Origin of the sequence: Paraburkholderia sp. JHI2823 (assembly GCF_038900695.1) — a bacterium.
Lineage (GTDB): Bacteria > Pseudomonadota > Gammaproteobacteria > Burkholderiales > Burkholderiaceae > Paraburkholderia > Paraburkholderia mimosarum.
Genome location: NZ_JAYMRY010000015.1, coordinates 145,727 through 157,860, shown reverse-complemented (window position 1 = coordinate 157,860; position 12,134 = coordinate 145,727). Strand labels below are relative to the sequence as shown.

The following is a 12,134-nucleotide window of genomic DNA, read 5'->3' as shown; positions in this document are numbered from 1 at the left end:
GTGATCAGCTCACGTCCGTTCATGGTTCGCCCCTGGTCGACGCCTCACGCGAGCGTGCGCGTCAACCGGGACAGGAATCGGACATTTCTAATGAGCCAGAACCGGACATTTCTAAAAAGCCGTAACATCCGACGCAAGGATATCCTGGGTTATGTCGGGCAGTATCAGGGGGTCAAGTATCTGCATTTCGAGACCTTCATGCTGCCGGGCGATTTCGACGCATATTTTGGCGGTACACAACTCGGCAATACCGTGCCCGATACACCGACAACCACAGACTGGTGGGGCCATTGCTACTACATGATTCCAGCAGGGCTGCAGTTTTTTGCGCTGCCGCCGGGAGCGGACGCGCACAATAAACTGAACGGCATCGAATTTACTCCGCTTCAGACGGATAAGAACGAATTGCCTCTCATTGTTGAGACGTACTTCAGCAAGGGGAGCAAGTACACCAATGTGTGGAGCGTCGCGGCGGATGGATCGCGCACGCCGCTAACGGACCAGCCGGTACCCGAGGCTAAATACGAATACGATCTTTACAAGCGCGCGAAGGCGCTTTACAGCACCTGCCCGAGCGACGGGTACGAGATGTTGCGTTTCGGACGTATCCTGTCTTCGAATACAACGCAGCCGACGTGGGTAAGGGTAACCTACGCCGCTGGGAAGCAGGGGTATATCGATATCAGCAAGGCAGAGATCAAGAAGCTGTCCGATGCGGATTTTCCATCGTTCATGTGTTGGCTGAAGGTTACTGACGGCAATACACCATTCGGCAGCGACGGATTGTGCGACATCGACGCGCTCAAGAGAATCGTCAAGGACGCTCAGTCTTCAGACGCGACGGCAACGACGGAGGTGCAGAAGGCGGACGAGCTTTCAAGCTACGTGCGGAGCCACGACAAGATACGTCAAGCATTGCGAGGGTTTATCTGCAACGCGCCCAGCGAATGGGACGACACGGGCAACGAGACGCGCTGGGCGAAGCTGCGCGACAAGGACGGGTTTTACGAGGGTAATGAGCAGGGCTACCAGGACTTCCTCAAGTACCTCAAGGAAATCCAGTTCTGGGATGTTACTGGTCTGCCCGCCGGGCAGAAGCTCTGGTTCTTCCACCCGCTGGCGTTTATCCGGCATTTCAGAAAATGTGGGTGGATGAGCGCCGCGGAACTGTCGCGAGCCATGCCTGCTGCATCTCCGGAAAATGTAGACCGGTATAAGGCGTCCATTAACTTTATTTCGGCGAAATATCTCAATTTCGAAAAAGTCAGGATTAGCCATTTTTTGGGGCAGACCGCTCACGAAACGGCAAATCTCCGCGGTCCGATGGTGGAGCATGGAAATAATACGCTAAGTGCCGCCTACGAAACTGATGCCCATTACTATATGGGACCGGATGCATATTCTTATTTCGTTCGCGCGAGTGGGTATGAAAAGCTAAACAATGCGCTTGGAAATGAATATAACTCTGGGGATGGGATTAAATTCAGAGGGCGGGGAGCACTTCAGATTACCGGACGAGCAGCGTATGCAGACTATTGGGTCTATCGGGCATGGCTGCAAAAAGACTCATTTGATGCTAGTTGGTGGGTTAAGAACGGATGGTGGTCTGTTCCCAGAAATGCATCTATTCGTCCGGCAATTATTGATAACCCTCAGAATATCTCCGCGCGAGCCAACGGGAACGAGTTCAATCCGATAGACGTCGGGGGTTGGTTTTGGGTATGTCACAATATAAACAGTGTTTGTGACGTGGAGAGCCCAATAAATCGAATTGCAACTGCCTCAAATGGAGTGTCGACGATCATTAATAAGTATGATACTCCGACATTTGCGCGTCGACAGCACAATGCCAATTTGGCGAAGGAGGTTTTATGCGATGCAGTGTAATTTCTCGGCTATTTATCTTTATTGCATTTTTCTGTAATTCGGCGTTTGCAGACTGCATTAACCAACAAACCACCGATGCGCCATTGCCAGCAATCCAAAGTGGGCACGCATGGGCGAAATCATGCGGCGATCAGGATCAAGGGGGGGGTGATATATACGTGAAGATCGCCGGAAACGGGCTGAAGAATGTGAATCTGCATCTTCGATATGAGCCGGACTCTTATGTTTTAACATTAGATACAGACATTTTCTTTGGGGATGCGAAGGCACAAGGGGTCGGTGTAGGAACTGGGGGTGGGCGGGATGCGAACGGAATGCACTACTGGATGATTGATGGCACTGGTAAGGTGATCGATTTGGGTGAAGCTCCGCTGCTGAAACGGAATTCCTTCATGAAGGGAACTTATTCTGCTCTTGTGACAAGCTCAAATTCGCCCTATCAGTCAATCCTCTATTTTTATGAAATCAAAAATAAAAAGCTAACATCGACGAAAGCCGTTGGCTTTGAATCTGGACCTAACGGAAATATTGCATCGCTATTGGTTTTGCTTCCCGACGATAAATATCGGGTTGTCAGCAAGCGGCGACTTACGCAAATTGAATATGCGTCGTGTCAATCCGGGAAAAGTGCGTGTTGGTAAATGGCGGTCGCGATTAACGTGTGCGCGAAGGCTAAGGTACTGGCAAATCAAATAATAAGGTCCTTTCGATGAGTGAAAATAAAAGATGAAGTCTCCTATCCGCAAAGGCGACAAACTCGAACACGGCGGCGAAGTCACAGGCGGCTCGCCGTGGTTTGAGGTGATGGGCCGCCCTCTCGCCAGGGAGGGCGACGAGGCGATCTGCGAGCATCACGGCCCGACCACGATCGATGAGGGCTACGAGAAATTCCCCGACCGCGACGGCAAGTGGGTTGCGTTCCACCACTATCGCTGCGCGTGCGGCTGCCGGCTGCTCTCGTCGCTCATGAATTTCAACATCGAGTAATGCCGGTCGATCTTTCTCCCGCCGGGCGACCGAGCGCCTATCCGCGCCGACCCCGGTTCTGGCCGTGGTGGTTCTGCATCTGGCTCGCATGCAACATCTTTGGCATCGCCATTGCCATGCTGCTATGGCCGAAGGGTCAACCCGCAAGCGGGGGGTGGTTCTGGCTCTGTTTCGTCGGCTTTCCTAACGGCGCGTTCCTCATCCTGCTCGGCATCGAGCGCGCAGGATATGAGGGCCTCTGGTACCGGGCGTATTGGCGCAACCATCATCGGGGCCGGTGGCTCGCGGAGCGGCTCCGCACCGCGCAGAAATCCCTCCAGGTGCTTGGCGTCGGCTACTGTCTTCCGCTTGGCGAACAGACGCTTGCCGGTGCAATTGCTGCGAAGAAGCGCCTGCCTGCCTCGCAGATGCCCCGCGCAGGCATGCGGTTCGTCGAACATGCGCGTTTCGAGGACACAGACTGGCTGGCGGAGGAACCCGTTAGCGTCGATCGCTTCGCCGACGACGAAACGATCGCTGTGCAGGGACCAGCGAAACAGTTGCCGCTGCTGACGCTAAAGGTTGTCCATGCGCTCAAGCGACTTGAGGCGAGCCTGAGTGCCTTGACGGCTTACGAGCGGCAATGGTGGCCGCAGGTGCGCGTACTGAGCGCCTCGGGCCGGGAGCAGGCGGACGTGGCGATGGTCACCGACGCCCTGCGCATCGCCGGCCTGCCGCCGCTCGCGGTTCAGGCAGTAGCCACTGCGGACGGCCTGATGGTCGCGGACGCGTGGCTCGATGCGAAGGAAGTGCGACCGCTGCTCATCGTGGCGACTGCATGGCATGAAGCTGGTCCGCCTGAAGGCAGCACTGAGGGATGTATCGCCGTACTCATGACGGTGGCGTACTTCCGGCTGCCGGAAACAGTCAAGGTCGCCGCGCTACTGCATCGGCCCGTCACGGGGCTCGCAGGCGAGGTCGAATACGGCTTCGCGAATGCTGCGGTGTGGGGCAAGGCTGACTTCACCTCGTTCGTGCGCACGTGGATAACCCGCCCGGTAGATGGCTGCGACAAGGCGCTGCGCGCGGCCCATATGGACGCCATTGTGAAAGACGAGGCGCAGCGGCGGCCGGACCGCATTGTCGGCGACTTCGGTGACGCAAACGGCTGGCTGTCCGTCGTGGCAGCCATCGAATCAGGCCCCGCAGACGGCCCGCAACTCATCATTGATGGCGTGCAATCCGCAGTCCTGCGCGTAACGCCCACAACAGCAGATACAGATAACAACCGGAATACCGATGAACGACCCCAGGCTTACCCTGCACTCGCTTGAGTCCACGACCGCGAAGGAGGAATCCCCGCCATCGAGCCGTCTGGCGATCTGGGGGTTACCGGTCGCGGCGCTGGTCGTCGCGCTGCTCGCAATCGGCATCGTATCGCTGCGCGGCGACATGGTTGGCGTCACCGCAGGCGAGTCGCGGCTGAGAGCGATCATCGTCATCCTGTCAACCTTCGCGGTCGTTGTCGTCGTTCACCTGGTCCTGTTCGCGACTGGCGCTTACGGCTTCGCGGCTCGACTCTTTCGCAGTGACACCGGAGACCGTACGAAGGCGGCGAAGCCGCTCAAGCGCGACGCGCGGTTGCAACACATGTATGAGGAACTGCGTGTCTCGCATGGCTGGTTCTGGCGCAGCCGTCTGCGCTGGCTGATGGTCGACGGCACCGATGAGCGCGTCGATCAGGTGGCCCCCGGCCTCAAGCAGGCAGGCGTCATGCACGTTGGCGAAATCGTCCTTGTTCACGCCGCCCCGGACGGAATCGAGAAAGAAAAGTGGCTCGGCCAGATCCGCCGGTTGTGCCGCCGTCGCCCGGTGGACGGCCTCGTGCATGTGGCTCGCGCTGTAGAAGCCGGTACGGGCCTACCCCGCGAACTCTCTATGATCGCCACCGCACTTGGCTGGGCGGCGCCCGTCACGTTCCTGCACCCGGTCGAGACGAAGGGTAGCCCCTCCGAACGCTTCGACGCTGTCGGTGCCTTCATTCCGGACGAGTCGCGCAGGCAGGCGCAGGAGGCGGCCACCAGAGCGCCAGAATTGCTGACCACGGTCGAGCACTGGTCGGCGGACGCTGGCGTGCGCCTTTATACGCGGGAGAAGGCGACCTGGCTGATGGATGTTTCGAAGTACATCAGCGACCACGCTGAACGGATTGGAGCAAACCTGCGTGCACTCGCCGCCTCGAACTGGCTGCGTGCGCCGCTCGCGGGTGTGCTGTTCGCGCCGGTTTTTCCGGGGACGACTGTCGTCCCGGTACCGATGGCTAATGGTGGTGACGACACACACGCCGCGACGGCGGTGCCGGTAGCCGAAGTGACACGCGAACAGCCGCGCGCCCTGCTGCCGGTGTGGCAGCAGATCGCGGCCACCATGCCAAACTATCGGGGTCGCCGCACGGGGTTGTACTGGCCCGACGTGCTTGCGTGGTGCGTCGTGATCGGGGCGATCGTGTGGATCATTCTGCTGGTGATCTCGGGTCTCGGCAACCGGGCACTTGTGAAGGAAGCCGAATCAACTGTCGCCGCAGCGCTCTCGGCCACACCCGGCACGCCGCAGGCGTTGCGCGCGCAACTCGCGCTGCAGAATGAAATCGCGACGCTCGAATACCGTCAGCAGCATGGCGTGCCGTGGTATCTGCGCGCGGGCCTGTCGCGCAACGATGACCTGCTCGCTGCGCTCTGGCGGCCGTACCAGACCGTGGCGACCCGCAACCTGCAGCGGCCGGTCATACAGGCGCTCGAAGGACAGCTTGTCCAGCTCTCGCAGGTGCGCGCCGACGAGCAGCAGAGCCACGACGCGCAGCAGCAGGCGTACAACCGCCTCAAGGCGTACCTGATGCTCGCCGCCCCGGCGCGTACCGACGCGCCGTTCCTGAAGGCGCAGATGCTGGCGGTCTGGCCCGCCGTCGCCGGCATGCGCACGGGCGAATGGCTCGACACTTCGCAGCAGCTCGCAGGGTTCTGGGCGGATCACCTGAAGGCGCATCCGGAGTGGCGGATCAGCGCCTCGCAGCCGCTCGTTACGCAGATGCGCTCCACGCTCGTGAACCAGATCGGCCTCGCAGCGAGCGATGATGTGCTCTACCAGCGTGTGCTTGATGAGGCGCGCGGCAAGTATGCCGACGTATCGCTCGCGGCGCTGCTCGCGGGCGCGGATGCGCACGGTCTGTTCACGACCACGCAGACGGTGCCGGGCATCTTCACGCGCGCCGCGTGGGAGGGTTTCATCGAAAAGGCCATCGACGATGCCGTGAAGGGGCAGCATGTAGAGGGCGACTGGGTGTTGACCGGCGACCAGCCGACCGCCCGGATCAGCGCCACCGCCGTAGAGGGCGCAGTCGATGCAGCGCAGGCCGCCGTGGATGCCAGGAAGAGCGCCGACGACCTCAGAAAGCGCCTGCGTGACCGGTATTTCACGGACTACACAGCAGCGTGGGCGACCATGCTCAACAGCTTCCAGTGGATCGGCGCGACGAGCTTCTCGGGCGTGATCGACCAGCTCACACGTCTGACCGATGCGCAAACCTCACCGCTGCTGGCGGTCATGAAGTCGGTCCAGTACCAGGGCGAGGCAGGACGTCCCTCGCAGGCGCTCACCGACACGCTCGTGCGCAAGGCGCAGGGCCTGCTCGGCGGCGGTGACGGCGATGCCATGCAGGCTCCCGTGGTCAATCCGCTGGACCGCACGTTTGGCCCGCTGCTGGCGCTGATGGGCGACGCCAGCGCGGCTCCGGGCAACAGCAGGGAAGGTAACGGCAATACTGCGAATGCAGCCGCATTCAGCGGCGTCAGTCTCTCGCGCGTCCTGACGGCCGATACGACCGTGCGCCTGAAGCTGCAGCAAATCCAGGCGAGCCCCGATGCGCAGGCGATGGCGCGCTCGCTCGCGCAGGCGATCTTCCAGGGCAAGCTCTCGGATCTGTCGCAGGCGCGCGACGACGCGGCGCTGACCGCCGCGAGCCTGGGCGCGCAGTGGGCAGGCTTCGGGCAGACCCTGTTCGTCCAGCCGCTCGATGCAGCCTGGCAAGCGGTCCTGCAACCCGCCGCCGCGAGCCTGAACGACGCGTGGCGCTCTGCCGTGGCGGCCCCGTTCCAGTCGTCATTCGCCTCTCGCTATCCATTTGCGTCGACGAGTGCCGATGCATCATTTGCCGAATTCGGTCGCTACGTGCGCCCCGACACGGGACTCATCAACCGCTTCATCGACATTGAGCTGGCCGGGGTGCTCAAGCGACAGGGCGATCAGTGGGTGCCGAACGAACTCGCGCCGCAGTCGCTGCAGTTCGATCCGAAGTTCCTCGCGATGCTGCGCCTCATCGGCCCGATGGGTGCGCACCTGTATGCACAGGGCGAGGCGCGCTATCACTTCGCGCTGATGCCGCAGCCGACGCCCACCGTGACGCGCACGGAACTGACCATCGACGGCCAGCCGGTCGTCTACTTCAACCAGCACGAAACGTGGTCGCCGCTGGCATGGCCTGGCAATGGCCTGAACGGTCATGCGTCGTTGAACTGGCAGTCGCTGGACGCGGGCACGCGCATCGCCTTCGACGCGGCAGGTGACTGGGCATTCCTGCGCATGCTTGAAAAGGCCCGCGTAAAGCCGCTCGACGATACGCGCTTTGAGCTGGTCTGGAACGGCGGGGCAGGTAGCGACGGGGCGAAGGCCGCTTCCGCGGCCTCTGCAGCGACCAGTACGCCAGACGATGGTGCGGAGGGCAAGACGGCGCCGCTGCGCTACGTGCTGCGCACGCAGGCGGGGGCCGGGCCGCTGGACCTGCTCAGGCTGCGCGGCTTCCAGATGCCGGAGCGCATTTTCATCACGGGCCGGGCCGGGCAGATCTCCGGACTACCCTCCCTGCCACCGTTGCCCCCGGAGTCGCAGCCATGACCGCACCGTGGAAGAAGTCCCAGGCCGACCAGGCGAATCCGTTCCTGGCTAGATTCGATGGCGAAATGCGCTACCTGCGCGAAGCCGGTCGTGAGTTCGCGCGCGACCAGCCCGACGCCGCGCGGCGCCTGGGCATGCAGTATGGTCAGGAGGACGAACAGGTCCGGGCGGTCAATGAAGGCTTTGCGTTTCTGGAGGCGCGGCTGCTTGTGAAACTCGACGACGGGTTGCCGGAGATCACGGAGGCGCCACTCGACAACCTGTTCGAGTATGCCGCGCGACCGATCCCGTCGCTGTCGATCATCGAATGCAGTCCCCTGAACCACACCGCCACGACGACCGCGCAGATCCCCGCCGGGGCCGTGGTGCGCTCGGCGCCTGTCGGCCCGAAGGCGGTGCAATGCCTCTACCGGACCACCCAGCCCGTCGAACTGTTGCCGCTCTCGGTCGACGATGCGGCAGTCGCGGTGCGTGCCGATGGGCGCACGGTGATCCGTCTCACGTTCGGTCTGTGGCTCGGCGAACAGCGCGAACGGATCGACCTGTCGCGTATCCGGCTGTACCTGCACGGCGACCGGCCAGCCGCCGCTGCGCTCTATGCGGCGCTGATCCATCAGGTGGAGTCCGTTGGCCTGCGCCTGCCATCGGTGCGCGACGGCGCGCTGGAGCGACTGGGGCGGGTGTCCTTCGAGCCGGCAGGGTTCGGTCCGTCGACACGGCTGTGGCCGATCCTGGACCCGAAGCGCGACGAGGAACTCGACCGTGAGCAGACGATGCTGGAGTACTTCGTGTTTCCACAGAAGTTCCACTTTGTCGACCTGTGCGGCTTCGATAGCGCTGTGCTGCCCGCCGGGGAAAAACAGATGACCTTCGAGATCGAACTCGACGGGCGCATCCCCGGCGACTACCCGGTGAAGCGCGACAGCTTCCGCCTGTTCTGCACGCCCGTCATCAACCTGTTTGAGGTCGACGCGCTGCCGCTGCAGCCTGCCGGCTGGCATGACCGGGAGCACCGTATTCGTGTGCAGGACGGCCTCGCGGATCACGTCGAACCGTATGACGTGCTTGCGCTGGATGCTGCCGACCCGGAGGACAGCGCACAGTATTCCTACAAGGCGTTTACGGGTTTCCGCCATCGTGGCTGGATGCTGCGTTACGAGCAACCGGAGCGGTACTTCCATACCGCGACGCGCTTCGGTCCGATGGGGCGGCAATTGTGGGTGTCGCTCTCGGGCCAGCTCTGGGAGGGCACGATTGCCGACGCGAAGAACGATGGGGACCGTCCACCGCCGGATCGCTACCTGACGGTGCGGGTGTTCGCCAACAACGGGCGGCTGCCGCGCATGGCGCTGTCCGAGGCGACGATCACCGAGACGGTCACCGGCTTTACCGGCATTGCGTCGGTGCGCAACCTCACGGCGCCGAGCCTGCCACTCTATCCGCCGCGCTATTACCCGGGCTACGACTGGCGCGTGCTGGGCCACCACACCGCGGGCGGCGCGAATGAGCTGAACCGTTTCCATCCGGAGGGCGCGCCGGCGTTGCGCGAGGTGCTGGAGCTGTACGACTGGACGCCGGACGACGCTGCGGCGCAGCGCATCGACGCGATCCGGGACGTGCAGGTGTCCATGCGGCGGGTGCTGGCGCATGGACACCTGCTCAAGGAGGTCCGGCTGCATGTCGATCTCGACGCCAGCGCCTTTGACGGGCCGGGCGACGCCGTGCTGTTCGGCGACGTGCTGAATCATTTCATCGGGCGTTACGCAGCCGTCCATCATGCGATGGGGCTGACGCTGCGCATCGACGGCCGGGAGAGGGTCTATCCACGCATCGAGTTCGAGGGGGCACCGTTCTGATGCACAGGAAAATGATCCGGAGTGCTTGCGGTATCACCCTTGCGCTGGCTCTCAGCGCATGCGGCATGTGGCAGTCCGTGAAGGATGGCACCGTGGCCGCCACGCAGGCAGTGTTCGAGACGAAGGTCAAGCAGATGGATGTTGTCGTCACGGCACGCGGCGCACTGAACCATGATGAGCGGGGCGCGGCGCTGCCGGTTGTACTGCGGATCTGGCAGTTGAAGGACGACAAGCCGTTCGCGACGGCGACCTATGCGCAACTGCTCGGCGGCAATGATGCGCTCAAGGCGTCGACGCTCTGGAGCCGCGACGTGACGCTCGGACCTGGGCAGACGCTGAAGCTGTCCGAGCCGATGGACGACGCGGCGAACTACGTTGGCGTCGCGGCGTTCTTCCGCGATACCGCCGATGCCGAGTGGTCGGTGCTGATTCCTAAATCGCAGTGGAAAAAGACTGACCCGGTGAGGCTGGTGGCCATGGACCGCACGCTGGAAATCGAGGCGGAGCACAAATGAAGCCTTTACGTAGATGGATGGCTGCCGCTGCACTGCCTGCCCTGATGGCGGCGCAGTTCGCTGTGGCAGGCGTGGACTCAGGGGCGTCCGGCGACGCGGATCGAATGTGCCAGCAACTTCGGGCGACCGGTGCAACCGATATCGCGAAAGCGACGATGCTGCTGCGCTCGAAGCTGCCGCGGGTGCCGGCGGACGAGGCTGCGGCTTTCGAGCGAGCGAACGCCGCCGGCGTGCCCGATGCGAGGGCGGGCGTCGGCAGCCCGCTGTATCAGGTCTGGCTAGCGGGCCGCTATCTGGATCGCGCGACGCGACAGATCGGCACGTTACCCACCGCGACATCGCCGGTTCTGCGCGCGTTGATGCTTGCGGACAGCGCAAACACGACGGCAGGGTACGTCGCGATCGCAACCGACTCCCTGCTGCTGGGGGCATCGCAACGGGCAACTGTGGTGCGTGGCGAGGCCGTGCCGACTGATGCTCAGCTTGGCGACTTGCGCTCGACCTGCAGCAGATCTCGCTAATGCTCAACACGCTGGTGATGTGTAGCCTGCGCCAACCGGAGTGACGATGGGTCGAGTGCTGACGATCGAAGAAATGCAGGCGATTGCGGCAAGGCACGGTGGACGATGCCTGTCGACACATTACGTCAATGCGAATACCCGACTCGAATGGGAGTGCGCCGAGGGGCACCGGTGGCTGGCGATCCCGAACAGCGTAAAGCGCGGTACCTGGTGCCGGGTCTGCGCCGTGCAGGGGACGCGCCTGTCGCTGGCCGATGTGCAGGGCGTCGCAGCGAAGTACGGCGGCCGGTGCCTGTCCCCGGAATATGTAAACGGGACTACGCCGCTGCTGTTCGAATGCGCGGCCGGTCATCGCTGGGAGGCGCCGCCGGCCACGATCCGCGCCGGGCACTGGTGTTCTCAATGTTGGTACATGCGGCAACGCGATACGCTGGAGAGAATGCAGGAGATTGCGGCGAGTCGTGGCGGACTATGTCTGTCGGATGAGTATGTCAACCAGCGCCAGCCGTTACGCTGGCGCTGCGCGCACGGTCACGAATGGGAATCGCCTGCGGCGATCGTGAAGGGTCACTGGTGCCCGCATTGCCAGCGGGAAAACAGCCGAACTGGCATCGAACGGATGCGCGGGATCGCCACCGAACGTGGCGGACTTTGCCTGTCCGAACGCTATGTCAATGCGGGATCGTATCTGCAGTGGCAGTGCACCCACGGACATATCTGGGATGCGACAGCAACGAAAATCCAGCAGGGCCAGTGGTGTCCGTACTGTAACGGCCATCGCCACTTACTCGCCGACATGCAGGCGCTTGCGCAGGCCCGGGGTGGCGCGTGTCTGTCGGATGCCTACGTGAAGATGGATCACAAACTGCAGTGGCGTTGCGACCACGGGCACACCTGGGCGGCAACACCCGCGGTCGTAGCGAGGGGAAGCTGGTGCCCGCAATGCCGGCACGAACGCAGCCAGTCTCGCCATATGCAGCGGTTGCACGAACTGGCAGCACAGCGCGGTGGGCTCTGCCTGTCGGAGGGTTACCTCGGCGCAGACACGGCGCTCGCGTGGCGATGCGGCAAGGGCCACCTCTGGCAGATGGCGCCTCGTCACATGATCGGCCGCGGTTGGTGGTGTCCGTTCTGCAGCGGTCGCCGCAAGTACACGCTGGAAGACATGAGGGCGCTTGCGCATGCGCGCGGCGGGGAATGCGTATCGTCGAACTTCCGGTCTTCGCACGACCGCTTGCGATGGCGCTGCGACAGGGGGCATGAGTGGTCGACGAAGGCATGGCATGTCATATCGGGTCGCTGGTGTCCGTCATGTGCAAGCCTCGACAGAATCCAGGCGAAAAATGGCTGGAAGCGTCGGCGATACGAAGCGAACGGCAAGCTGACTGACCTGCATAGGCGCAGCGGGTGACCGAAGACTTTAATGTTTTCGTGTCTGCATC

General features: G+C 62.5%; 8 protein-coding genes and 1 pseudogene. All 9 read left to right on the top strand.

Annotated elements, in window-relative coordinates; translation table 11 throughout:
• Positions 1–1,887, top strand: a pseudogene (locus tag VSR34_RS18460) (hypothetical protein); the annotation flags it as partial.
• Positions 1,872–2,528 (top strand): hypothetical protein, encoded by a 657-nt coding sequence (locus VSR34_RS18455; protein WP_342963160.1) that lies wholly within the window; start codon positions 1,872–1,874, stop codon positions 2,526–2,528. The pseudogene VSR34_RS18460 and the gene VSR34_RS18455, both read left to right, overlap by 16 nt.
• 85 nt (positions 2,529–2,613) lie before the next feature.
• Positions 2,614–2,874 (top strand): PAAR domain-containing protein, encoded by a 261-nt coding sequence (locus VSR34_RS18450; protein ID WP_342963159.1) that lies wholly within the window; start codon positions 2,614–2,616, stop codon positions 2,872–2,874.
• The gene (locus tag VSR34_RS18445) at positions 2,874–4,187 is read left to right on the top strand and encodes a hypothetical protein (RefSeq protein WP_342963158.1); all 1,314 of its coding nucleotides are present in this window, start codon (positions 2,874–2,876) and stop codon (positions 4,185–4,187) included. The genes VSR34_RS18450 and VSR34_RS18445 overlap by 1 nt, the downstream gene beginning before the upstream one ends.
• Positions 4,153–7,800 (top strand): ImcF-related family protein, encoded by a 3,648-nt coding sequence (locus VSR34_RS18440; protein WP_342963157.1) that lies wholly within the window; start codon positions 4,153–4,155, stop codon positions 7,798–7,800. The genes VSR34_RS18445 and VSR34_RS18440 overlap by 35 nt, the downstream gene beginning before the upstream one ends.
• Positions 7,797–9,656: a type VI secretion system baseplate subunit TssF gene (tssF, locus tag VSR34_RS18435; protein ID WP_342963156.1), complete on the top strand. Its 1,860-nt coding sequence runs from the start codon at positions 7,797–7,799 to the stop codon at positions 9,654–9,656. The genes VSR34_RS18440 and tssF overlap by 4 nt, the downstream gene beginning before the upstream one ends.
• Positions 9,656–10,171, top strand: coding sequence for a type VI secretion system lipoprotein TssJ (gene tssJ / locus VSR34_RS18430; RefSeq protein WP_342963155.1), 516 nt, complete (start codon positions 9,656–9,658; stop codon positions 10,169–10,171). Before tssF ends, tssJ begins: the two co-directional genes overlap by 1 nt.
• Positions 10,172–10,215: 44 nt before the next feature.
• On the top strand, positions 10,216–10,692 hold the full coding sequence (locus VSR34_RS18425; protein ID WP_342963154.1) for a hypothetical protein: 477 nt from the start codon (positions 10,216–10,218) through the stop codon (positions 10,690–10,692).
• A 55-nt stretch (positions 10,693–10,747) separates the two neighbouring features.
• Positions 10,748–12,103, top strand: a complete 1,356-nt coding sequence (locus VSR34_RS18420) for a hypothetical protein (RefSeq protein WP_342963153.1) — start codon at positions 10,748–10,750, stop codon at positions 12,101–12,103.
• The last annotated feature ends 31 nt before the right edge of the window (positions 12,104–12,134 follow it).

Excerpts from the sequence above, each read along its gene's own strand:
- VSR34_RS18455 (WP_342963160.1), top strand. The coding sequence starts at position 1,872 with ATGCGATGCAGTGTAATTTCTCGGCTATTTATCTTTATTGCATTTTTC.
- VSR34_RS18450 (WP_342963159.1), top strand. The coding sequence starts at position 2,614 with ATGAAGTCTCCTATCCGCAAAGGCGACAAACTCGAACACGGCGGCGAA.
- VSR34_RS18440 (WP_342963157.1), top strand. The coding sequence starts at position 4,153 with ATGAACGACCCCAGGCTTACCCTGCACTCGCTTGAGTCCACGACCGCG.
- tssF (WP_342963156.1), top strand. The coding sequence starts at position 7,797 with ATGACCGCACCGTGGAAGAAGTCCCAGGCCGACCAGGCGAATCCGTTC.
- VSR34_RS18445 (WP_342963158.1), top strand. The coding sequence starts at position 2,874 with ATGCCGGTCGATCTTTCTCCCGCCGGGCGACCGAGCGCCTATCCGCGC.
- VSR34_RS18425 (WP_342963154.1), top strand. The coding sequence starts at position 10,216 with ATGGCGGCGCAGTTCGCTGTGGCAGGCGTGGACTCAGGGGCGTCCGGC.
- tssJ (WP_342963155.1), top strand. The coding sequence starts at position 9,656 with ATGCACAGGAAAATGATCCGGAGTGCTTGCGGTATCACCCTTGCGCTG.